The sequence below is a fragment of the Streptosporangium sp. NPDC020072 genome (genome assembly GCF_040631445.1).
GTDB lineage: Bacteria > Actinomycetota > Actinomycetes > Streptosporangiales > Streptosporangiaceae > Streptosporangium.
This window is the reverse complement of sequence record NZ_JBEYAB010000018.1, coordinates 63,758-87,304: the sequence shown is the minus strand read 5'-3', so window position 1 is coordinate 87,304 and position 23,547 is coordinate 63,758. Positions and strand designations below refer to the sequence as shown.

Below are 23,547 nucleotides of genomic sequence, written 5' to 3'. Positions count from 1 at the left end.
GTGGGGCCGGGCGGCGTCCGCGCGGGCGGGTCAGGCCGGGTTGACGGGGCTGTTCTGGTAGGCGGCGAGCCGCCACTGGCCGTCCTCCTTGACGACCAGCCAGGAGGCCCGGATGGCACGTTCCGGGGAGACCTCGGTCTCACCCGGAGTCAGTACGCCGCCCTGCGTGATCAGCACCCCGGTCGTCTCGCCGAGGAACCTGATGTCGATCGGGCGCCCGGTCACCTGGGTGCCCTTGAACGGGCCCTCGAACGCCTCCGCCATGAACGAGTGGATCTCCTGACGGCCCTTGCGGTAGAGGCCGGGCAGGATCATGCTCCCGTCCTCGGTGAAGACGCCGGCGAAGGCCTCCGCGTCGTGTTCGGCCCACGCGTCGACGACGCGCTGGGGGACGGCCGCCACGGCGGCCCTGTCAGCGTCCGAGGGGCTGGTCGTTGTCATGTTTCTCCCTTTCTCCTGGCTGTCCGATGGTCGTCGGGAAGTCTCAGGCGGCCTCGTCCGGAATCTCCCAGGCGGGGGACGGGCACGCGCGGGCACGCGCCGCCCTCCTCCGTGCCAGGGTCCAGGTCACACCCTCCGTCTCCTTGTCGTCCCCCGGCGGACAGGACGGGTCCTCCCGCCGGGCCGGGGGCAACTCGGACACGCGGCCGGTCGGCCGTCCTGATGCGGGAACGTCGGCGGTCAGCACCATTTCCTCCTGGGAACCAGCTGGGAACTAGCGGATGAGAACCGGGAGGCGTGCCGCTCGTACGGTCACGGAAGGCGGGAGAGCGGTGGTCCCCATGAGACGGTCGGGAACCGCCCGGAGCCGGACGCCCCTGTCATCCACTGTCATCCACCGGCGATGGCGGCGACCGCCTCCGGTGTGCTCACCCTCCGACCGTCCCACCCGGTCCGGGGGCCCCGCATCTCTCGGATTGCGCTGTCCGGGAGAACCGCGGTGATCAGCGCAATCTGGGAGAAAGGCATCGCCACCACCGGGTGCCACCATTGAGTTCCGCGGCGCCGCCCACAACTTCCCCGAGGAGTCGAGGTGCGAGACGAGCAGACAGGCCCCGTGACCCGCCCGCTGACCGGTGAGGAGTACATCGAGAGCCTGCGTGACGACCGTGAGATCTACGTGTACGGCGAACGCGTCAAGGACCCCACGACCCACCCGGCCTTCCGCAACCCCATCCGGATGACGGCGCGGCTCTACGACGCGCTGCACGACCCGGCCAGGCGCGAGGTCCTCACCGCGCCGACCGACACGGGAAGCGGCGGATACACCCACAGGTTCTTCACCACGCCGCACAGCGCCGAGGACCTCGTCGCCGACCAGCGGGCCATCGCCGAGTGGGCGCGCATGAGCTACGGCTGGATGGGCCGCAGCCCCGACTACAAGGCCTCCTTCCTCGGCACGCTCGGCGCGAACGCCGACTTCTACGAGCCCTTCGCCGACAACGCGCGCCGGTGGTACGCCGAGTCGCAGGAGAAGGTCCTCTACTGGAACCACGCCATCGTCCATCCCCCGGTCGACCGCAGCCGCCCGCCGGACGAGGTCGCCGACGTCTTCGTCCACGTGGAGCGGGAGACCGACGCGGGCCTGGTCGTCAGCGGGGCCAAGGTGGTCGCCACCGGCTCGGCGCTCACCCACTACAACTTCATCGCCCACTACGGACTGCCGATCAAGAGACGGGAGTTCGCGCTGGTGGCCACGGTGCCGATGGGCGCGCGGGGGATGAAGCTGATCTGCCGCCCCTCCTACACCGCCGCCGCAGCGGTGATGGGCAGTCCCTTCGACTACCCGCTCTCCTCGCGCCTCGACGAGAACGACACCATCCTGGTGCTGGACAAGGTCCTCATCCCCTGGGAGAACGTCTTCGTCTACGGCGACGTGGGAAAGGTCCAGCTGTTCACCGGGCACTCCGGCTTCATCGAGCGCTTCACCTTTCACGGCTGCACCCGCCTGGCGGTGAAACTGGAGTTCATCGCGGGCCTGCTGGCCAAGGCGCTTGAGATCACCGGCACCAGGGACTTCCGGGGCGTGCAGAGCAGGATGGGCGAGGTCCTGGCCTGGCGGAACCTCTTCTGGGCGCTGTCGGACGCCGCCGCGCGCAACCCCGTCCCGTGGCGCAACGGCGCGGTGCTGCCCAACCCCCAGTACGGCATGGCCTACCGGTGGTTCATGCAGGTCGGCTACCCCAGGATCAGGGAGATCGTGCTGAAGGACGTCGCCAGCGGGCTGATCTACGTCAACTCCAGCGCCGACGACTTCAAGAACCCGGACATCCGTCCCTACCTGGACAGATTCGTCCGGGGCTCGAACGGGGTGGACGCCGTCGAGCGGGTCAAGGTCATGAAGCTGCTGTGGGACGCGGTCGGCACCGAGTTCGGCGGCCGGCACGAGCTGTACGAGCTCAACTACGCGGGCAACCACGAGAGCACCCGCGTCGAGCTGCTGCTCGGGCAGGGCGCGTCGGGGCAGATCGACGACTACAAGGCGTTCGTCGAGCGGTGCCTCGGGGAGTACGACCTGAACGGCTGGACCGTCCCCGACCTGTCCTCCTTCGACGACCTGCGCCACGCCAGGAACGACCTGCTCAACGGCTGACCCCGCCGCGCCGTCCGGACACGCCCGGACCGGGACAACCGTGGGTTCGCACCGTTCCGCGGGCGGCGCGGCCTGAGGTGGCCACGCCCTCCGCATGGCGCGGGCCGCGTCTTCGGTGAAGACTGACGGGGAAGTACACGGGGGTGTGACGGGGGGTGTGACGGTCGGCGGACCCCGGAACGGCGCCGGGGAGAGTGGAGAGAACGGGTGCGGCGCTCATGCTCCCTTGGCTGGCGTGACTCCGAGTACCTCGCGGCCCGGCCGGGACGGGATCGGGTCAACCGGTTCGTCGTGATGCTGCTGGTCCTGCAGCGCGCGAGCTACCTGGTGCCCGCCGTCGCGGGAGTCTTCAGCGCCGACCGCCTCTACCGGAGCGCCGCGCTGAACGTGGTCCTGCTGGCCGTCGCGGTCGCCTGGAACGCCGCGCTGGTCGTGACCACCCGGCGCCGGGGCTGGTTCGCCCGCTGGGCGGTGGCCGCGGACGTCGCGGTGACCTGCGGGCTCCTGCCGGCGGTCGGCGCCAACTGCCTCGGTGACTCCCGAGCCCCGGCGAACTGGTCGTCGTCGGCCCTCATGGCCACGGGGGCGTTGACCGGGGCGGTCGCGGAGTCCCTCGCGTGGGCGTGGGCGCTGCTGCCGCCCGCGCTGGCCTACCTGGTGGCGCACGCGGGCGACCTCGGCAGCAGGTACCCGTTGCCGATCGACATCGTGGTGCGCCTGAACTCCTACCTGTGGTTCGCGGTCATCGTCTGCTTCATCCACCGTTACCTGCGGGCGCAGGCGAACCGCCTGGACGACCTGGCCGACCGGCGGCTGGCCACAGAGACGGGCCACGTCGCCGACCAGGCGCGTTCCGCCGAGCGTCTGGCGCACTACCGGCGGCTGCACGACACGGTGCTCACCACCCTGACGGCCATCGCCCGTGGCGGTCTCGACCACAGGGAGGAGCAGGTACGGCTGCGCTGCGCCGCCGACGCGGAGTACGTCAGGCTGCTCATCGGGCGCGAGGGCACCGGAACGGCCGCCCGCCTGGAGGACAGCCTGGCCAAGGTGATCACCAGGGCCTCCGGGCTCGGGCTGCGGGTCCGCTACGCCGCGGCCTGCCTGCCCGAGCGGGTGCCCGCGGCCGTCGTCTCCGCTCTCGCGGACGCCTCCCAGGAGGCGCTCAACAACGTGGCCCTGCACTCGGCGACGAAGGAGGCATGGCTGACGGTCATCGGCGAGGACGCGCACGGGAACGTTCCTGAGGACGGCCGGGGCCGTCGGGTGACCGTGCGCGTCGTGGACCGGGGGAGAGGCTTCGACCCGGCCTCCACAGCCCCGGGCTTCGGGCTCGCCTCCTCCGTCGCCGGCCGCATGCGGGAGGTCGGCGGTCAGGTCACCGTCCTGTCCGCCGAAGGCGAGGGCACCTGCGTCGAACTGGTCTGGCCCGGTGACCCGGCAGGGAGCGGGACGGGGCCGATCCTCGACGGTCACGTCAACCGAGACGGAGCCCGGCCCCCCACCGGGCCCGGAGGGGCCGGGCGTCAGAGTGACCGCGGCGCACACGGCTGACCCGCGGTGCACGACCCCGTCGTGCCCTCCACCAAGTGGCCCGCAGAAGGACCCTCAAGAGATCCCCTCGCCCGTGAGGCGCCTTACGGGGTTCCCCACTGTCTCCGACGCCAGAAGTGAAGAGCGTCGGCTTGTGCCTTACCCGGTGTCGTGCGCGAGGGGTTTGACCTTGTGCTTTACCGGCGCCAAGTATGAGGGGTTTCGGCTTGGGCGCGTCGGCGCTTGGACTGAGGAACGCAGGAGCACAGCGACGGAGTGACGAGGGAAAGCGCCGACTCGAAGCGCCCAAGCCCGCGACGCCGAAGGCGGAGCAAAAAGACACAGCTATCTCAACCAGCCGTCCTCCCTCACCCGGGTGGCGAGGTCGAGTTTGGTGTAGGCGGGTCTGCCCGCTCTGCGGTACTTCTCCTTGACCCGGTCGAGGTAGTTCTTGGCGGTTCCCGGCTGGACTCCCGCGCTGCGGGCCGCCGCGGACAGCGTCATCCCCGACGCGTAGGCCAGCAGTACGGCCCGTTCCTGGGGGGAGAGCACGGGGCGGTCGGCGGCGCGGTCGGACAGCCAGCAGAGCGCCAGTTCGGGGGAGTGCGTGCTTCCCCGGGTGGCGACCTCGCGGACGGCGGAGGTCAGCACGCTCAGGTCGTGGTCCTTGGTGAGGTATCCACCGGCTCCGGCCCTGACGACCTGGGAGCCCATGCTCGGTGAGGTGATCACGCTGACCACGAGCACCCGGCTGCCCGTGGCCACGATCCTGCGTACGTTGCCGATCGGGTCGGAGCGGTCGGCCAGGAGCAGGTCGAGGATCACCACGTCGGCGGGGGCGTGTCCTCTGGAGAGCAGTTCTGTGACCGTGCGGGCGGTGCCCGCCAGGCGTATGTCGGGGACTCCGGAGAACCAGGCGGTCAGTCCGTCGAGCAGCATCCGGTCGTCGTCGACCACTGAAACCGCGATCATGGTTGCCCTTCCCGGCACCGAGGAAACGGGGTGGTCTCGCCGTGATATGAACGCGTCAAAATCCCATTATGTCCTTACTTTTCGACCTGACTAACATAGATCATTAAGCCGGTCGAAGTGCGAAATATGACATATACCAAGGCATACAGCGCCTGAGTCACGCCCGGTGGGAGGGCTCAGCCCCCGCGAGCCGTACGGCCGGGCAGGAGGGCCTCGCCGCCGAGCCAGGCGGCCAGCCGCTCACGCTCGACGAGGATCAGCCCGCCCTGGTTCGCCTCGGTCAGGGCGGGGCGGGTGAGGCGGCCGGAGGTGACCAGGACGCCGGTGTGCCCGGCGAAGGCGTGGGCCAGCGCGCCGAGGAAGTCGCGGACCTGGGGGGCGCCGACGCTGCCGGTGTAGCGCTTGCACTGGAAGGCGAAGGGACGGCCACCGGGGCCGATCGCGGTCAGGTCGACGCCCCGGTCGCCCGCGCCGCCGAGCAGCCTGACATGACGGAAGCCGTCCCGGCGCAGCAGTTCCGCGGTGAGCCTCTCGAACTCCGCCCCCGTCAGCCGGTCGACCCGCTCCAGCTCGGAGTTCTCCCGGAACCACCTGCGCTCCCGCTCGGCCGTCACTCTGGCACGCGCCACGGCGAAGGCCGTGGCCAGGACGAGCGCGGCGACGGCGGCGGCCACGAACCACGGCCAGTTCCGCTGCAGGAAGGGCAGGGCCGCCCTGAGCAGCAGGAACACCAGCGCGGCGCCGAAGAGCCAGAGCAGGAGACCGGTCTCGCCTCCCTTCCCGCGCTTTCCCGCGCCCGAGGGTCGTCTTCTTCCGGCCGGTCGCCGGTCCGCCATCGTGTCAGCTCCCGTCGTCAGGGGGTCGAAGCAGTGAGTGTGAACGACGTCTCCGACAGAAACGGTCATGAGAGGAGGGAGAGTTCCCCCTTTCGCGGAAGAAAGTCCCCCGGGGGCCGATCGCGTTGGCGAGGCCGTACGAAAGGGAAAAACCATAAAAGAGCGGATAGTTCGCCATATAAGGCTTATGGAGAGAACGCGAACTTCATTTGGGTGCCGCCCCGTGGCCCCGAGGGGCGCCGCCCGGATCGGGTCCCGGTACGGCCCGGCGGGGGCGAGGTGGCGGTGCCGCCGTACCGCGCGGTGGGGGGCGCCGGGGCGCGCGGGGCGGCGGAGGACCGGGGAGCGCTCTCTCGTTTGACCCGGAAAGATGTGCACAGTCTTGGAACCCTGTGAAATCGCTATTGGATTTTGATTTAAAATGGTAGGGTTTCTCCCTATCATCGCCGCATGGACATGGAAATGCGCCATCTTCGGGTCATCCATGCGATCGCCGAGCACGGCAGTATCTCCAAGGCGGCCTCCTCCCTCGGACTGTCCCAGCCCGCGCTGGCCGGTCAGCTGCAGCGCATAGAGCGCATGCTCGGCGGCCAGCTGTTCGAACGGGCCCACGAGGGCAGCCGCCCGACCGCGCTCGGCGGATGGATGCTGGAGCGGTCGAGTTCGCTGTTGCACGCCTTCGGCACCCTGCAACGGGATGCGCGCCACTACGTCGAGCGGGGTACGGGGAAACCTCTCGTGCGGGTCGGCTGTGCGCCGATGTCGCTGGCGGGATACGTCAGCAACTGCATGTACGACCTGGTGCCCGGGGTGGACTTCACCATCCGTACCGAGGAGTGCATGGACACCCTGCACTCCTTCATGGAGACGGGCAGGCTGGAACTGGCCGTCCTGGGTGACTATCCGGGCTACGAGCTGACGCCGCCGCCCGGGGTGGTGTACGAGATCCCGGTGATCGAACCGATCTTCATCGGGCTCGCGGAGTCCCATCCGCTGGCCCGGCAGGAGGAGATCGACCTGGCCGACCTGGCCGGCGACGACTGGGCGATGCCCCCGCAGGCGGAGGTGGGCCACAGGGAGCACTTCTGGGACGCCTGCAGGAAGCACGGCTTCGCCCCCAGGCTGAACTTCTCGGTCAGTCCCGCCCTGGCCTACGACCTGATCAGAGCGGGCAGGTGTGTGGGAATGTTCCAGGCGATCTACCAGCCGCACCCGGGGATCGTGGTCCGCCCGCTGGTGGGCACCCCCATGTTGTTCCGCTACATCATCGCCTGGACCCGGCACGGTCCGCTGGCCGAGCACGTGGTCTCCCTGATCAGCAGTGCGATCCGCAGGTACTGGAGCGAGGCGCTGAAGGTCCCCGTCTACGCGGCCTGGCTCGAACGCCACGGACAGCCCCTGCGTTTTCCGTAGTGTCCCATGCCGGTCGTCTTGATGGGGTTCATGCGGCAAATCTGGTTCGAGTGAAAAAATTGGAAAAGTGAAGACGTATCATATCAAGGGGAAAGATTTTCATCTTCCGGATGAGCGTGCCGAGAAGGCTGTGGCCGATGCTTTTGAGGCCACAAACCATGGGATTAGACCGCTGCTGCTCATGTTCTGACATCGTGGAAACGCCGCAATGATCAGCGGCTCAGAACACGATTCCGGAGGATCAATGAAGCTCTATCGCTCATCGCTCCGAAGCGCCGCGACGGCCGCCGCCGTCGCGGCGCTTCTCGGGAGCGGATTGACCACCGTATCGGCCATTCCCGCCCAGGCGGCCCCCTGCACCGTCAACATCTACAAGGTCAACACAGGTCATGGCGGGTCGAGTGTGTACGTCAGTTACATGGGCGCCGAGCTGGTCTATCAGGATCCGAAGGCGGATGATTCCCCCGTTACCGGGCCAAGTTCCTATGTGATGAAGCCCAACCAGGTCAATGGCAGACGTGCTGTCTACCTGGCCGGTGGCCGTCTGGCCTGGATGTACGCTCCGGCGCTGGAATACGAAACCTGTCGTTAGCCGGATTCGAGAGGGCGGCCCGCGACCGTGCGGCGCCGCCCTCTTCTCTTTTCCTCCGGGCGAACCTTTCCGTGGAGGCCGCCCGGACGGCCCGGGGAAAGCCCGGCCCGGGAAACGGCGCCCGTCTTTGCGGTGGTCGGCCCGGACGGAAAAGGTGTGTCCGAAACGGACCGCCGTTATTCATTGCACAGGAAGGTTTCCTATTTAATACTGTTGTCAACGCGGCGTGTCCACGGTGCGGGGCGCAGTCTCTCCGCATCCCGGCCGCTCCGCCGTACCCCCCGGCGGTTCGTGTGGTCATTGGCCTCGGGGCGCTGACCGGCCCGGTCGTTCTCCCGTGGGCGATGACCGGGCCTGACAACGACATTGACTCCGGTTGTGCCGGAGGTCTTTGGCGCCGCCCCTGATGTTCGCGGGATGGGGAATGACCTGCGGACGCTCAAGAACGGCCTGGTCGCGCGACCGTCGGCCGGCATATGACATCGACGATTTCAGCCGCTCATCCGATGGGTAACGGGTGTCCGCTGACCAGTGAATACGCGCCTGTCCCCTGTCAAGAGATGAACGCCTGATCACCCCATAGTGGCGGACTATGGGCAGCTGGAGGGTTCCTGACATGTCGTAGTAATGGCACCTTTGGTCCAGCCCTGGCCGGCCACGGCTCCTTGGTCCCTTTCCCCCCAGGGGACTTGTGAGAGGAGTCATCCAGAGTGAGATCCAAGCTCAGAACAGGTGCCGTCGCCGTACTGGCGACAGCGGCGCTGGCGGCTTCCACGTTCGCGAACGCGCCCGGCGCCTACGCGGCCAAGCCCGCGGTGGACGCGAAGCCCACCCCCGTGGGAGCGGCGCAGAAACTCGACAGGGCGTTCACCCCACCCAACGCCAGAGGCCGCGAGCGTGCGATCGCGAACGCGGGCAAGGCGCTGGCCGCGGAGTCCGGGACACTGCGCAAGAGCGCACAGGACAAGTTCACCCTGGCCAAGACCATCGACGGTGCGTACGGCCTGCAGTACCTGACCTACGCCCGCACCCACCGAGGGCTGCCGGTCTACGGCGGCGACGTGATCGTGACCACCGACCGGGCGGGTGACCAGCTCGGCCAGGTCGCCTCCGGCCAGCGGGCGGAGATCAAGGTCGGGGTCACCCCCAGGGTCAGGCCCTCGACGGCGGCGGCCACCGCCCGCGCCAAGCTCGCCAAGGTGGAGAGCGCCGACGCCCCGACCCTGCTGGTCCACGCGGCGGGCACCCAGCCGAAGCTGGCCTGGGAGGTCGTGGTCAGGGGCGCCACCGAGAAGGCGCCCAGCGTGCTGCACGTCTTCGTCGACGCGCTGACCGGCTCGGTGCTGGACTCCTACGACGAGGTCCGCGCGGGCACCGGCAACAGCTTCTACAACGGCAACCCGGTCACCATCCAGACCTCGGGGTCGTCCGGTTCCTACACCATGCGTGACACCACCCGCAGCGGCCTGGCCTGTGGCGGCCAGAACGGCTCGGCCTACACCAAGAGCACCGACTCCTGGGGCAACGGCTCCGGCACCAACCTTGAGACCGCCTGCGTCGACGCCCTCTACGCGGCGCAGACCGAGTGGAACATGCTCAGGGACTGGCTGGGCCGCAACGGCTTCAACGGCCGGGGCGGCGCCTTCCCCATCCGCGTCGGCCTCAACGACGTCAACGCGTACTGGAACGGGTCCTACACCAACTTCGGCCACAACCAGTCGAACAACCAGCAGGCGACCCCGATGGACGTCGTCGGCCACGAGTTCGGCCACGCCATCTTCCAGTTCTCCGGCTCCGGGGACGGCGGCAGCGGCAACGAGGCCGGCGGCCTGAACGAGTCGACCGGTGACATCTTCGGCGCGCTGCTCGAAAGCTACGCCAACAACCCCAACGACCCGGCGGACTACCAGGTCGGCGAAGAGGTCAACCTGGTCGGCCAGGGGCCGATCCGCTACATGTACAAGCCGAGCACCAACGGCGACCCGGACTGCTACAGCTCCTCGATCCCGAACACCGAGGTGCACGCGGCGGCCGGTCCGCAGAACCACTGGTTCTACCTGCTGGCCGAGGGCACCAACCCCGGCGGCGGCAAGCCCACCAGCCCGGTCTGCTCCGGATCGTCGAACCTGACCGGCATCGGCATCCAGAAGGCCGGCCAGATCTTCATGGCCGGGCTCAACAACAAGACCTCGCCGTGGACCCACGCCAAGGCGCGCGCCGCCACGGTCGCCGCGGCCAAGCAGCTCTTCCCCAACAGCTGCGTCGAGTGGAACGCGGTCAGGGCGGCCTGGAGCGCGGTCAACGTCTCCGCCGGTTCCGGTGAGGGCACCTGCACCATCCAGAACCCGAACGACTTCTCGGTCTCCCTCAACCCCACCTCGGGCAGCGTCCAGGCGGGCCAGCAGGCGACCTCGACCGTCGGCACCACGGTGACGGCGGGCAGCGCCCAGTCCATCACGCTGCGGGCCTCCGGCCTGCCTTCGGGGGCGAGCGCCTCCTTCAGCCCGCCGACCATCACCGCGGGCCAGAGCTCGACGCTGAGCGTCACGACCTCGTCGAACACGCCGAACGGCACCTCGTCGATCACGGTCACCGCGGACGGCACCGACGTCGACAGGACCGCGACGTACTCGCTCACGGTCAGCGGCGGCCCGCCCGGCGGCGGTGAGGCACCGGACATCAGCCTCGCCAACGTCAAGGCGCACCTGCAGCAGTTCCAGTCCATCGCGTCGAGCAACGGCGGCAACCGCCGTTCGACCGGCGCCGGCTACACCCAGTCGGTCAGCTACGTGGAGAACAAGCTCCGCGCCGCGGGCTACACCGTGACCCGGCAGAGCTGCACCTCCGGCTGCAGCGGCGGCGCGGGTCCCAACCTGATCGCCGACTGGCCGGGCGGCGACGCCAACCAGGTCGTCATGTCCGGTGCCCACCTCGACAGCGTCTCCGCCGGTCCCGGCATCAACGACAACGGCTCGGGCTCCGCCACCCTGCTTGAGGTCGCGCTGACCCTCGCCGCGAAGAACCCCACCATGACCAAGCACGTGCGGTTCGGCTGGTGGACCGACGAGGAGCAGGGCCTGCTCGGCTCGAAGTACTACGTCGGCTCGCTCAGCTCGGCCGAGCGCTCCAAGATCAAGGTCTACTACAACTACGACATGGTCGGCTCGCCCAACGGCGGCTACTTCATCAACAACATCGCCACCGCCGCGGCGGCCGATCTCAAGGCCTTCTACACCAAGATCGGCGTCCAGACCGAGGAGAACGTCGAGGGCGCCAACCGCTCCGACGACGCCTCCTTCCGCAACGCGGGCATCGCCACCTCCGGTGTGGCCGCGGGCGCCAGTGACATCAAGACCTCGGCCCAGGCCACCAAGTGGGGAGGTACGTCGGGCAGGGCGTACGACTCCTGCTACCACTCCTCCTGTGACACCACCAGCAACATCAACGACACCATCCTCGACCGGGCGGCCGACGCCGCCGCGTACGCGGTCTGGAAGGGCGCCGTCGGCGGCGACACCCCGCCCCCGACCGACGACTTCTCGGTCTCGGTCAGCCCGTCCTCGGCCACGGTCCAGGCCGGTGAATCGGCCTCGGCGACGCTGAGCACCCAGGTCACCTCGGGCAACGCCCAGTCGGTCTCGCTCAACGCCGGCGGCGTGCCCTCCGGCGCGAACGTGAGCTTCAGCCCGGCGACCATCACCAGCGGGCAGAGTTCCTCGGTCAGCATCACCACCTCGTCCGCGACCCCGGCGGGCACCTACTCCATCAGCCTCAACGGCAACGGGACGAGCGCCAACCGCTCGGCCGTCTTCACCCTCACCGTCGGCGGGACCGGCGGCGGGCGCACCTTCACCAACGACACGCCCTTCGAGATCAACGACGGCTACCAGGACTACACCGACATCGACGTCGCCCTCGACGGGGAACCCGAAAGCACGTTCACCGTCACGGCCGACATCCAGCACACCTGCTCGCAGGACGTGCGCATCACCCTGTACCAGCCGAACGGGTCCGCCCGGGTGCTGAAGTACGAGGGCTACGAGGCCTGCACCCCCTACGACGGGCCGGTCACCTTCACCGTGAGCAACCCCTCCAGGCTCGGCAACGGCACCTGGTCGCTCATGGTCGGCGACTACTTCCAGGGAGACACCGGAGTGGTCAACTCCTGGAGCATCTCCTTCTAGCGGGAACACCCCAAGAAACCGGAGAGCGAGCACCCGGCGGTGGCCCGGACCTGTGAGGGTCCGGGCCACCGCCCCCGCCGTTATCCGGGAAGCCTGCCCGGCAGGTCGGAGACGCTCTCGCGCCAGGCCCGGTGCAGGTCCGCGAACCGGCCCGCGTCCCGGACGAGCCGATCGGGCGGCCCGTCCTCGACGATCTCGCCGCCCTCCATGACCAGGACCCGGTCGGCGATCTCGACGGTCGAGAGGCGGTGCGCGATGATCAGGGCGGTCCGGTCGGCGAGGATCGTGCGCATCGCCCGCTGCACCAGCCGTTCTCCCGGTACGTCGAGACTTGAGGTCGCCTCGTCGAGGATCAGCACCGCCGGGTCGGCGAGGAAGGCCCTGGCGAAGGCGACGAGTTGCCGCTGTCCCGCGGAGAGCCGTCCGCCGTGCTTGCCGACCTGGGTGTCGTAGCCGTCGGCGAGCGCGGAGACGAAGCCGTGGGCGCCGACCGCCTTGGCGGCCTCGACGACCTCGGCCGTGGACGCCTCCGGCCTGCCGAACCTGATGTTGTCCGCGACCGACCCGGTGAACAGGAAGTTCTCCTGCGTCACCAGGACCACCGCCGCGCGCAGCGTCTCGTCGTCCAGGTCGCGCAGATCGACCCCGTCCAGCAGCACACGCCCGGCGACCGGGTCGTAGAACCTGGCCACGAGCTTGGCCAGGGTGGTCTTGCCCGCCCCCGTCGTGCCGACCAGCGCCACACTCTGCCCGGCGGGAATCGTCAGGTCCATCCTGGGCAGTACGGGGGTCCCGTCGAGGTAGGAGAACTCGACCGCCTCGAACCGGACGCCACCGCGTGGCCGTACCAGCGGCACGGGGTCACGCGGCTCGGCGACGTCGGGTCTCTCCTCCAGCACGCCGGAGAGCTTCTCCAGCGCCGCGCCCGCCGACTGGAAGGCGTTGTAGAACTGCGAGATCTCCTGCATCGGCTCGTAGAACTGACGCAGGTAGAGCAGGAACGCGGCCAGCACGCCGACCGTGACGTGGCCGCCGAGCGCCAGCCACCCGCCGTAGAGCAGGATCGCGGCGATCGTGACGTTCCCGATCAGTTTGACGACCGGTGCGAAGATCGAGATCAGGCGCATGCCCCGGATGTTGGCGTCGCGGTAGTCGACGTTGAGCCGGCCGAAGATCTCCTGGTTGCGCGGCTCCCTGCGGAAGGCCTGGACCGCCCTGACACCGGCCATCGACTCCACGAAGTGGACGATCAGCAGCGCGACCGTCTCCCGTGTCCTGCGGTAGGCGATGCTCGACTGCCGCCGGAACCAGCGGGTGAACAGCAGCAGCACCGGCAGCGGGAGCAGGGCGACCAGGCCGAGCCGTACGTCGAGGACGAGCAGCAGGACGGCGGTCCCGGTCAGGGTCAGCACCGCGGTGACGAGCCCGTCGAAGCCGGATTCGAGCATCTCGTAGATGGCGTCGATGTCGGAGGTGAGCCGGGAGACGACCCGGCCGGAGGTGTAGTCCTCGTGGAAGGACAGCGACAGCCGCTGGAAGTGGGCGAAGACCCGCCGCCGCAGTTCGAGCAGGACGTCCTGGCCGATACGGCCGGAGCGCCTGAGGAACACCTGCCGGGTCGCCGCCTGGAGCGCCGCGGCCACCAGCACCGCCATGACCACCGCGACGAGCGTGCCCGGTCCCTGTCCCGAGGTCATCGGCGGGATGCCCGAGTCGATGCCCACCTTGACCAGGAACGGGATGGCCAGCGAGGCCCCGTTGCAGACCACGATGACCGCGACGAGCACCGCGATCTCCCGCCGGTACGGCCGCAGCAGCTCGGCCAGCAGCCGTCGCGACCGGGCGCGCAGCAGGAAGGAGGCCCGCTCGGACAGCTCGTCCTGGTTCTCCGCGGCGACGCCCCGCCAGCCCGGGCTCTCGCCGGTCGTCTCCGTCTTCTGGTTCTCCTTCGTGGTCCCGCTCACAGCAGCGCCTCCTGTTCGTCCAGCGGCTCGTCGAGGGCCGCCGACAGCAGCTCGCGGTACTCGGGAACGGTCGCCATCAGCTCGTGGTGCGGGCCGACGTGGGTGATCGTGCCGTCGAGCAGCAGGGCGACCCGGTCGGCGAGCAGCACCGTCGAGGCGCGGTGCGCGACGACGATCCCGGTCGCGTCCCGCAGCACCCGCCTGAGCGCCTCCTCGACCAGGGCCTCGGTCTCGACGTCCAGGGCGGAGAGGGTGTCGTCGAGGACGAGGACCTTCGGCCTGGCCAGCACGGCGCGGGCCAGGGCCAGGCGCTGACGCTGGCCACCGGACAGCGACATGCCCTGCTCGCCGATCCTGGTCTCCAGCCCCCACGGCAGGTCGTGGACGAACCCGGCCTGGGCGATCTCGACGGCCGCCGCCATCTCCTCCTCGGTGGCGTCGTGCCGTCCCAGCGTGAGGTTCTCCCTGACGCTCATCGAGAACAGCGTCGGCTCCTCGAAGGCGGTGGCGACCATGGTGCGGAGCGCGGTCAGGGACAGGTCCCGCACGTCGTGGCCGTCGAGGGTGACCCGGCCCTCGGTGACGTCGTACAGGCGGGGCACCAGCGAGGTCAGCGTGGTCTTGCCCGACCCCGTCGCGCCGACGACCGCCACCGTCTCCCCCGGACGGACGTCCAGCCAGACGTCGCGCAGCACCGGCCTGTCCGCGCCGGGGAAGGTGAAGCCGACCCCCTCGAAGCGCAGGTGCCCGCGGGGCCGTTCGACCGCGTCCGTGCCGCCGACGATGGCGGGCTCGGTGTCCAGGACCTCCATCACCCGGTCGGCCGCGGTCATCGCCTCCTGGCCCATCACCAGGATGAAGCCGAGCGCGGAGATGGGCCACACCAGCTGCAGCATCAGCGTGGTGAAGGCCACCATCGTGCCCAGGGTCAGCGCTCCCGTGCCGACCGCGAGCGCACCGGTCAGCAGTACCACGGCGAGGGTGACGTTGGGGACGACCTCAAGGAAGGTGAAGAAGCGGGAGGACAGGCCCACCTTCTCCATCGCGGTGCGGTAGATCTTCAGCGCCGCGTCGCCGAAGACGCCGCCGACGTACGGCCCCCGCCCGAAGGCCTTGATCGTGCGGATGCCCGCCGCGGACTCCTCGACCAGGGTGGCCAGGTCGCCCTGCTGGTCCTGGACCCGGCGTGAGGCGTCGACGTACCCCCGCTCGAAACGCAGCGAGATGAGGGCGATCGGCAACGCCGAGGCGGCGACCAGCAGGCCGAGCGGCCAGTACATGTTCAGCAGCAGGCCCGTGACCGTCACGATCTGGACGCTGATCAGGACGAGGAAGAGCATGCCGAAGCCGAGGAAGCGCCGGATCGCCGACAGGTCGGTCGTCGCGCGGGACAACAGCTGCCCGGACTGCCAGGAGCCGTGGAAGCCCATCGGCAGCCGCTGGAGGTGGGCGTAGAGGTCGTCGCGGATGCTGGTCTCCACGCCGAGGACGGCCTCGCCGAGCATCCACCTGCGCAGCAGGACCAGCAGCGCCTCACCCGCGCCGAGGGCCAGCGCGAGCAGGAACAGCGGGAGCAGCGCGTCGGTCTCACCGCTGGCGACGGGGCCGTCGATGACCTCCCTGCCGATCAGCGGGATGACGATGCCGATCCCGACCCCGGCCAGGGCGGCCAGCCAGATGACGATCAGCCGGGTCGTGTAGGGACGGAGGTAGGGCCGCAACCGCCACAGTGACGAGATCCTGGCGCGGCGGGGGTGGGGGAGAGGGGAACGGGTGGTACCGGATTCTCGCGCTGAGGCGACGGTATCGGAGGGCATCAGCAGGCAGCACGCTCCTTACTGGGTTCAGCACTGTCCTCGCAGAAGGGCCCGTAAAGGCTAAAACCCCCGTCAAACGGTTTTCCGCGTCACGGGCCCCGGTGAACGCCCGCCGGATCGGTCCCCCCGTCCGGCGTGCGGCGACCATCAGAGTGTCCGCAACGGTTCAGACGCCGACAACTGTCCTGAAAGTGGGCCTCCCCTGACATCGGGGCCACACGACCCGCGTCTCCACCCACGGGTGGAGTTCTCCTGTCTCCACCCGTGCTCCGATCCGCGCCGGGGCCACCGTCCCTACCGTCGGTGACATGGATTCGCTGCAGATCGCCGTCTTCTCCCTCGTCGTCCTCGCCCTCGTCGTCTACCGCCAGATGCGGACCCGGCCCGCCGCGGGACGCGGCCTACTGGTCTTCGGCCTCATCCTGACGGGGGCCGGGGTGTACGGCGGCGGCCTCCTGGAGGAGATCCCGTCCGTCCTCGGCGTCGCCGTGATCGCCGTCGAGGCGGTCATGGCCGTCGCCTTCGGCGCCCTGCGCGCCTGGACCGTGCGGGTGTGGCGGGAGGCCGACGGGGTCGCCTGGGCCAGGGGCACCGCATGGACCCTGGCGGCCTGGGTGGTCTCCTTCGCCGCCCGCCTGGCCCTGTTCGCCGCGGGCGGCGCGCTCGGCCTCACCTACCGGCCGGCCGCCGCCCTCGTCTTCGCGGGCCTGACCGTCGCGGCCCAGGCCGTCCTGGTCGCCAGGAGGGGGCGGATGCTCGGCGAGGCCGTACCGGCGTGGGTGCCCGCCTCGCAGCCGGCCGGGCGGGATCGGTAACGTCCGTGGCGTGACGACGCGACTCAGGGACACCACGATCGCCCCCGTTGTCCTGCGGGCCGGGGTGATCGTGTTGTTCCTGGTCGCGCAGGCGGGTGCCGGGGCCGGGTTCGGCCTGTCGGGGGAGAGGCTCGCGGTCACGCTCCTGGCCTTCGCCGTCGCCGGGTTCCTCGCCGTGGCGATCCTGCCGTCGGCGACCGGGCCCTCGCCGCGCCTGCCGCTCCTCGGGGTGCCGGTCAAGGTCGTGGCCCTCGGCCTGGCGGTGCTGCTCGCGCTCTGGCTGGAGATGGTGGCCGTCGACGGACCGGCCGTCGCGGTCCTGCTCTTCGGCGTGGGGACCGCCGCGGTCAGGTATCCCCTCGCCCGCTCGCTGCCGATCGGAGGGCTCGCGCTGGGCGGGCTGCTGGTGGCCGGGGCGGTGACCGGCGCCCTGGAGCGGGACCTCAGCCTGGCCTTCAGCCTCTGCATGGTCTTCATGATCGCCTACTCGATCAGGGAGCGCAGGGCCGCCAGGAGCGCGCAGGAGCGGGAGGCGGTGCTCGCCGAGCGCGCCCGTATCGCCAGGGAGATACACGACATCCTCGCCCACAGCCTGTCGGCGCAGATCGTGCACCTGGAGGGGGCCAGGATGCTGCTGCGCGCCGACCGGGCGGGAGAGGCCCTGGAACGGGTCGAGCGCGCCGGTGACCTGGCCAGGAACGGGCTTGAGGAGGCACGAAGGGCCGTGTCCGCGCTGCGGGAGAACCAGCCGCCGCTGCCCGAGGCGCTGCGGAGGCTGGCCGAGGAGTTCCACGCCGCGACCGGGCAGGAGTGCGCCCTGCTGACGTCGGGCAGGCAGCGGCGGCTGCCACCGGAGACCGAGCTGGCGGTGATCCGCACCGCCCAGGAGGCGGTCACCAACGTGCGCCGGCACGCGCCCGGCTCCCCGGCGACCGTACGGCTCGGCTTCCACGGCGGCTCGTGCGAACTGGAGGTCACCAACCCCCTGGCGGACTCCCCGGGGACGCCCGGGGGAGGATACGGGATCGTGGGCATGCGGGAACGGGCCGAGCTTCTCGGCGGGACGCTGGAGTCGGGGGAGCGGGAGGGGATCTTCCTGGTCCGGCTGCGGGTGCCCGCGTGAGCGCCCGGGTGCTGGTGGCCGACGACCAGGCCGTGGTCCGCGAGGGGCTGGTCCTGCTGCTCGGCCTGCTGCCGGACGTCGAGGTGGTCGGCTCGGCAGGGGACGGGCTGGAGGCGCTGCGGCTGGTCGCGGAACTGCGTCCCGACGTGGTGCTGATGGACCTGCGGATGCCGAGGATGGACGGGGTCGAGGCGACCCGGGAGATCCGTGCCGCCTTCCCCGCGACCCAGGTCGTGGTGCTGACCACCTACGCGGACGACGAGTCGGTCTTCGCCGCGCTGCGCGCCGGGGCGCGCGGATTCCTCACCAAGAGCGCGGGCGCGGAGGAGATCGGCAGGGCCGTCGCGGCGGTCGTCAACGGTGACGCCCAGCTCGACCCCGGCGTGCAGCGCCGCCTGCTCAACGCCGTGATGGGGGAGCCGCCCCCGCCGCCGGGCCGTACCCGGCCTGCGGAGCGGGAGCGGCAGGAGCGGCGGGGGCGGGGGCCGCTGCCCGACGGGCTGACCCCGCGTGAGGCGGAGGTGCTGCGCCTCATCGCCAGGGGACTGTCGAACGCCGAGATCGCCGCCGTCCTGTTCATCGGCGAGGCCACCGTCAAGACGCACATCAACAACCTGTTCGCCAAGGCCCGGCTGCGCGACCGGGTCCACGCCGTCACCTACGCCTACCGCGTCGGCCTGGCGGAGCCGGAGACCGGCGGGGCGTAGGGAACGCGTCAATAAACGGTGCGAAGGCGTATGGAACCCATCAAGGCGCGCAAAAACCCATAAATCCCGCGATTTCCTTGTCGCATGGCCGCCAAACGGCGGCCGGGAACGTATGCGCCAACAAGGAGTGAGGATGGCCGACGTCATCTTCGTCGCCCTGACGATCGCGATCTTCGCGGTCCTCGGGCTCGTCGTCAAGGCGGTGGAACGGCTGTGAGCGCCGTCAACGCCATCGGCCTGGTCGTGGCCGTCGTGCTGGCGGCCCTCATGGTCGCCGCCCTGTTGTTCCCGGAGCGCTTCTGATGTCACCGGCCCTGTCGGGGATCGTGTTCATCGCCTCCCTGATCGTCGCCCTCGCGGTGGTCCACCGCCCGCTCGGCGACTACATGTACCGCGTCTACACCGCCCCCGGGCACCTGGCCGCCGAGCGGGTGATCTACCGGCTGGCCGGGGTCCGCCCCGAGGCCGGGCAGCGCTGGAGCGCCTACGCCCGCGCCGTGCTCGCCTTCTCCGCGGTCTCGGTCCTGCTGCTGTACGGCCTGCAGCGCCTGCAGGAACGGCTGCCGCTGAGCCTGGGCATGCCCCCGGTCACCGGCCACGTCGCCTGGAACACCGCGGTCAGCTTCGTCACCAACACCAACTGGCAGGCCTACTCCGGCGAGTCCACCATGGGACACCTGGTGCAGATGGCCGGGCTCGCGGTGCAGAACTTCGTCTCGGCCGCGGTCGGCATGGCCGTGGCGATCGCCCTGGTCCGCGGCTTCGCCCGCGGCCGGAGCGAGGAACTGGGCAACTTCTGGGTCGATCTCGTACGCGGCTCGGTCCGCATCCTGCTGCCGATCGCCTTCGTCGGGGCGCTCGTGCTGGTCGCGGGCGGCCTGGTGCAGAACCTCGCCGCGCCGTACGAGGTGACCACCCTGACCGGCGGCACCCAGGCGATCACCGGTGGCCCGGTCGCCAGCCAGGAGATCATCAAGGAACTCGGCACCAACGGCGGCGGTTTCTACAACGCCAACTCCTCCCACCCGTTCGAGAACGCCACCGGCTGGACGAACTGGGTGGAGATCTTCGCGATCCTGCTGATCCCGTTCGCGCTGCCGCGCACCTTCGGCCGCCTGGTCGGCGACCGGCGGCAGGGATACGCGATCGTCGCGATCATGGCCACCCTCGCCGTCGTCAGCGTCGCGGTGCTGACCGGCCTGGAGCTGGCCCACAACGGCACCGTCCCGCAGGCTGTCGGTGCCGCGACCGAGGGCAAGGAGGTGCGCTTCGGCGTCGCGAACTCCGCGACCTTCGCCGCGGCCACCACGCTCACCTCGACCGGCGCCGTCAACTCCTTCCATGACTCCTACACCGCGCTCGGCGGCATGGTCACGATGGTCAACATGATGCTGGGCGAGGTCGCGCCCGGCGGCGTCGGCTCCGGTCTGTACGGCATGCTGGTACTGGCCGTGATCACGGTGTTCGTCGCCGGGCTGATGGTCGGCCGCACCCCCGAGTACCTGGGCAAGCGGATCGGCGCCCGCGAGATCAAACTCGCCTCGATGTACTTCCTGGTCACCCCCGTCCTGGTGCTCGTCGGCACCGCGCTGGCGATGGGCTCGTCCGAACAGCGCGCGAGCATGCTCAACGGCGGGCCGCACGGCCTGTCGGAGGTGCTCTACGCCTTCACCAGCGCCTCGAACAACAACGGCTCGGCCTTCGGCGGCCTGACCGTCAGCACGCCGTGGTACGACACCGCGCTCGGGCTGTGCATGGCGTTCGGCCGGTTCCTGCCGATCGTGTTCGTGCTGGCCCTGGCCGGCTCCCTGGCCCGCCAGGACCCGGTTCCGGTCTCGGCGGGCACGCTGCCGACCCACCGGCCGCAGTTCGTCGGCATGGTCGTCGGCGTGACGGTCGTCCTGGTCGCGCTGACCTTCCTCCCCGCCCTGGCGCTCGGCCCGCTCGCAGAAGGAATCCGGTAGACGTGTCCACCCCAACGCTCCAGGCCCCGGCCCCGGGGAGCCCGCGCAAGGAGAGCCGGGTCGGCGGCGGCCTGCTCGACCCCGCCCAGCTGATCACCTCCCTTCCCGCCGCGTTCACGAAGCTCAACCCGGCCACGCTGTGGCGCAACCCCGTCATGTTCGTCGTCGAGGTCGGCGCGGTCTTCACCACCGCCCTCGCGATCCTCGACCCCTCGTTCTTCGCCTGGGCCGTCGTGGTCTGGCTCTGGCTGACCGTGCTCTTCGCCAACCTCGCCGAGGCCGTGGCCGAGGGCCGGGGCAAGGCGCAGGCCGCCACACTGCGCGCCGCCAAGCGCGACACCGTCGCCCGCAGGCTCAGGGACTGGCGGCCCGGCTCCGAGGAGCCCTCCTACGACCAGGTCGGCGCGCCCGAACTGCGGCAGGGCGACCACGTGGTCGTCGAGGCGGGGGAGATCATCCCCGGCGACGGTGACGTGGTCGAGGGCATCGCCAGCGTGGACGAGTCGGCCATCACCGGCGAGTCAGCGCCCGTCATCCGCGAGTCCGGCGGCGACCGCTCCGCCGTCACCGGCGGCACCAAGGTCCTCTCCGACCGGATCGTCGTACGGATCACCCAGAAGCCCGGGGAGAGCTTCATCGACCGAATGATCGCCCTGGTCGAGGGCGCCGACCGGCAGAAGACCCCCAACGAGATCGCCCTCAACATCCTGCTGGCCGCGCTGACCGTCATCTTCCTGACCGCGACCGTCACCATGCAGCCCCTGGCCGTCTACTCCAAGGCCGTCAACCCCGGGGTCCCCGACTCGCTCGCACTGACCGCCGACGGCGTCAGCGGGATCGTGCTCGCGGCCCTGCTGGTCTGCCTCATCCCCACCACGATCGGCGCCCTGCTGTCGGCGATCGGCATCGCGGGCATGGACCGGCTCGTGCAGCGCAACGTGCTGGCCATGAGCGGCCGCGCGGTCGAGGCCGCGGGGGACGTCTCCACGCTGCTGCTGGACAAGACCGGCACCATCACGCTCGGCAACCGGCAGGCCGCCGAGTTCGTCCCGGCACCCGGCGTCTCCGCCGAGGAACTGGCCGAGGCGGCCCAACTGTCCAGCCTCGCCGACGAGACCCCGGAGGGCCGCTCCATCGTCGTGTTCGCCAAACAGGCCTACGGCCTGCGTGAACGCGCCCCCGGTGAGCTGGCCCACGCCGAGTGGGTGCCCTTCACCGCCCAGACCCGCATGTCCGGGGTCGGGGTGGACGGCCGCCAGGTCCGCAAGGGCGCGGCGACCGCGGTGATGAAGTGGGTGCGCGACCACGGCGGCCACCCGACCGGCGAGGTCGGCGCGATCGTGGACGCCGTCTCCGCCTCCGGAGGCACCCCGCTGGTCGTCGGCGAGATCACAGGCGGCCCCGGTGGCACCGCCAGGGTGCTCGGCGTGATCCACCTCAAGGACGTCGTCAAACAGGGCATGCGCGAACGTTTCGACGAGATGCGCAGGATGGGCATCCGCACCGTCATGATCACCGGCGACAACCCGCTGACCGCCAGGGCCATCGCCGACGAGGCCGGGGTCGACGACTTCCTGGCCGAGGCCACCCCGGAGGACAAACTCGCGCTGATCCGCAAGGAACAGCAGGGCGGGCGGCTGGTCGCGATGACCGGCGACGGCACCAACGACGCCCCCGCCCTCGCCCAGGCCGACGTCGGGGTGGCCATGAACACCGGCACCTCCGCCGCCAAGGAGGCCGGGAACATGGTCGACCTGGACTCCAACCCCACCAAGCTCATCGAGATCGTGGAGATCGGCAAGCAGCTGCTCATCACCCGGGGCGCGCTGACCACCTTCTCCATCGCCAACGACGTCGCCAAGTACTTCGCGATCATCCCGGCGATGTTCGCCGCCGTCTACCCGGGCCTGGACGCGCTCAACGTCATGCGGCTGACCGGCCCGCAGTCGGCGATCCTGTCGGCGGTGGTGTTCAACGCGATCGTCATCGTCGCGCTCATCCCACTGGCCCTGCGCGGGGTGCGCTACCGCCCTGCCAGCGCCTCCAGGCTGCTCAGCCGCAACCTGTACGTCTACGGCCTCGGCGGCGTCGTCGCGCCGTTCGCCGGCATCAAAGTCATCGACCTGCTCATCCAGTTCCTTCCAGGGATGTCTTAAATGGAACGCCTGCCCGGCTGGCTCAGCCGTCACCTCGCCGCGCTGCGCGCGCTGCTCGTCCTCACCCTGCTCCTCGGGCTGGCCTACCCCCTTCTCGTCACCGGAGTCGCCCAGGCCGTGTTCGGCCACCAGGCCGACGGATCCCCCGTCCAGAAGGACGGCAAGGACGTCGGCAGCGAACTGATCGGCCAGAACTTCACCGGCAAGGACGGAACCCCCGTCAGGAAGTACTTCCAGAGCCGTCCCTCGGCGGCGGGCGACGGCTACGACCCGCTGGCCAGCGGTGCGAGCAACCTGGGCCCCGAGGACGTCCTGGACGTCCTCCCCGTACCGGGTGACGCCGGTAGGCCGTCCCTGCTGACGCGGGTCTGCGCCCGCTCCAGGGCGGTCGGGGAGCTGGAGGGCGTCAGCGGCGCCAGGCCGTACTGCACGCCGGACGGGGTCGGCGCGGTGCTGAAGGTCTTCCCCACGACCGGCACCCCCCAGCGGGTGGTCAGCGCCAACCAGGCCTGCCCCGTCACGCCGTTCCTCACCGCCTACCAGGGCGTCAGGGTCACCTGCGCCAAGCCGGGGGAGGACCTGTCGGCGGGCCGTACGGTCCCGGTCCGCGGCACGGCGGTCGCGGTCGTGCCCGCCGACGCCGTCACCGCGAGCGGCTCAGGGCTCGACCCGCACATCTCCGTGGCCTACGCCGAACTCCAGGCCCCCCGGGTGGCCGGGGAACGCGGCCTGGGCGTGGCGCGGGTCAGGGAACTGATCAGGGAGCACACGACCGGCAGGCCCCTGGGCTTCATGGGCGAGGCGGCGGTCGACGTCCTGGAACTCAACCTCGCCCTCGACAGGGGATGATCGTAGGAAGAGGCGAGAGGAGATGAGCG

General features: G+C 70.2%; 17 protein-coding genes. 12 read left to right on the top strand and 5 right to left on the bottom strand.

The features are described from left to right. Window positions 1–30: 30 nt before the first annotated feature. Window positions 31–441 (bottom strand): SgcJ/EcaC family oxidoreductase, encoded by a 411-nt coding sequence (locus ABZ470_RS35540; RefSeq protein WP_362916971.1) that lies wholly within the window; start codon window positions 439–441, stop codon window positions 31–33. Window positions 442–1,033: 592 nt separating this feature from the next. Here ABZ470_RS35540 and ABZ470_RS35535 point away from each other — a divergent pair. Beyond that, a complete protein-coding gene (locus ABZ470_RS35535; RefSeq protein WP_362772130.1) occupies window positions 1,034–2,593 on the top strand; it encodes a 4-hydroxyphenylacetate 3-hydroxylase N-terminal domain-containing protein in 1,560 nt (519 codons plus the stop codon). A gap of 207 nt (window positions 2,594–2,800) precedes the next feature. Continuing rightward, the gene (locus tag ABZ470_RS35530) at window positions 2,801–4,147 is read left to right on the top strand and encodes an ATP-binding protein (RefSeq protein ID WP_362916969.1); all 1,347 of its coding nucleotides are present in this window, start codon (window positions 2,801–2,803) and stop codon (window positions 4,145–4,147) included. Between the two features lie 324 nt (window positions 4,148–4,471). Here the strand turns inward: ABZ470_RS35530 and ABZ470_RS35525 are convergent, their stop codons facing one another. Together ABZ470_RS35525 and ABZ470_RS35520 are read right to left on the bottom strand one after the other, a co-directional pair. Further along, window positions 4,472–5,098 (bottom strand): response regulator transcription factor, encoded by a 627-nt coding sequence (locus ABZ470_RS35525; protein WP_352012626.1) that lies wholly within the window; start codon window positions 5,096–5,098, stop codon window positions 4,472–4,474. Between the two features lie 176 nt (window positions 5,099–5,274). Continuing rightward, window positions 5,275–5,934, bottom strand: coding sequence for a restriction endonuclease (locus tag ABZ470_RS35520; RefSeq protein WP_362772135.1), 660 nt, complete (start codon window positions 5,932–5,934; stop codon window positions 5,275–5,277). Between the two features lie 462 nt (window positions 5,935–6,396). On the opposite strand from ABZ470_RS35520, the gene ABZ470_RS35515 reads away from it, so the two are divergent. The 3 genes from ABZ470_RS35515 to ABZ470_RS35505 all read left to right on the top strand — a co-directional run bounded on the left by ABZ470_RS35515 (window position 6,397) and on the right by ABZ470_RS35505 (window position 12,123). Continuing rightward, entirely contained in the window at window positions 6,397–7,347 is a 951-nt protein-coding gene (locus ABZ470_RS35515; protein WP_362916967.1) for a LysR family transcriptional regulator, read from the top strand. Window positions 7,348–7,591: 244 nt separating this feature from the next. Next, window positions 7,592–7,939, top strand: coding sequence for a hypothetical protein (locus ABZ470_RS35510; RefSeq protein ID WP_352012623.1), 348 nt, complete (start codon window positions 7,592–7,594; stop codon window positions 7,937–7,939). A gap of 710 nt (window positions 7,940–8,649) precedes the next feature. Continuing rightward, entirely contained in the window at window positions 8,650–12,123 is a 3,474-nt protein-coding gene (locus ABZ470_RS35505) for a M28 family peptidase (protein WP_362916964.1), read from the top strand. 80 nt (window positions 12,124–12,203) lie between these two features. Here ABZ470_RS35505 and ABZ470_RS35500 read toward each other — a convergent pair whose 3' ends face one another. Next, complete coding sequence (locus ABZ470_RS35500; RefSeq protein WP_362916962.1) at window positions 12,204–14,087, bottom strand: ABC transporter ATP-binding protein; 1,884 nt, start codon at window positions 14,085–14,087, stop codon at window positions 12,204–12,206. Beyond that, window positions 14,084–15,904, bottom strand: coding sequence for an ABC transporter ATP-binding protein (locus ABZ470_RS35495; protein WP_362916960.1), 1,821 nt, complete (start codon window positions 15,902–15,904; stop codon window positions 14,084–14,086). The genes ABZ470_RS35500 and ABZ470_RS35495 overlap by 4 nt, the downstream gene beginning before the upstream one ends. 308 nt (window positions 15,905–16,212) lie before the next feature. On the opposite strand from ABZ470_RS35495, the gene ABZ470_RS35490 reads away from it, so the two are divergent. The 7 genes from ABZ470_RS35490 (at window position 16,213) to ABZ470_RS35460 (ending at window position 23,518) form a co-directional block, all read left to right on the top strand. Beyond that, window positions 16,213–16,719, top strand: a complete 507-nt coding sequence (locus tag ABZ470_RS35490) for a hypothetical protein (RefSeq protein WP_362916958.1) — start codon at window positions 16,213–16,215, stop codon at window positions 16,717–16,719. A gap of 10 nt (window positions 16,720–16,729) precedes the next feature. Then, on the top strand, window positions 16,730–17,842 hold the full coding sequence (locus tag ABZ470_RS35485) for a histidine kinase (protein WP_362916956.1): 1,113 nt from the start codon (window positions 16,730–16,732) through the stop codon (window positions 17,840–17,842). Continuing rightward, window positions 17,839–18,549, top strand: coding sequence for a response regulator transcription factor (locus ABZ470_RS35480; RefSeq protein WP_362916954.1), 711 nt, complete (start codon window positions 17,839–17,841; stop codon window positions 18,547–18,549). The genes ABZ470_RS35485 and ABZ470_RS35480 overlap by 4 nt, the downstream gene beginning before the upstream one ends. Before the next feature lie 213 nt (window positions 18,550–18,762). After that, window positions 18,763–18,852, top strand: a complete 90-nt coding sequence (locus ABZ470_RS35475; protein ID WP_352012616.1) for a K(+)-transporting ATPase subunit F — start codon at window positions 18,763–18,765, stop codon at window positions 18,850–18,852. Further along, window positions 18,852–20,513, top strand: coding sequence for a potassium-transporting ATPase subunit KdpA (gene kdpA / locus ABZ470_RS35470; RefSeq protein ID WP_352012615.1), 1,662 nt, complete (start codon window positions 18,852–18,854; stop codon window positions 20,511–20,513). Before ABZ470_RS35475 ends, kdpA begins: the two co-directional genes overlap by 1 nt. Before the next feature lie 2 nt (window positions 20,514–20,515). Continuing rightward, window positions 20,516–22,669 carry a potassium-transporting ATPase subunit KdpB gene (kdpB, locus tag ABZ470_RS35465; protein WP_362916952.1) on the top strand — a complete coding sequence of 718 codons (2,154 nt, stop codon included), beginning with the start codon at window positions 20,516–20,518 and terminating at the stop codon, window positions 22,667–22,669. After that, complete coding sequence (locus ABZ470_RS35460) at window positions 22,670–23,518, top strand: potassium-transporting ATPase subunit C (RefSeq protein ID WP_362916950.1); 849 nt, start codon at window positions 22,670–22,672, stop codon at window positions 23,516–23,518. Window positions 23,519–23,547: the final 29 nt, after the last annotated feature.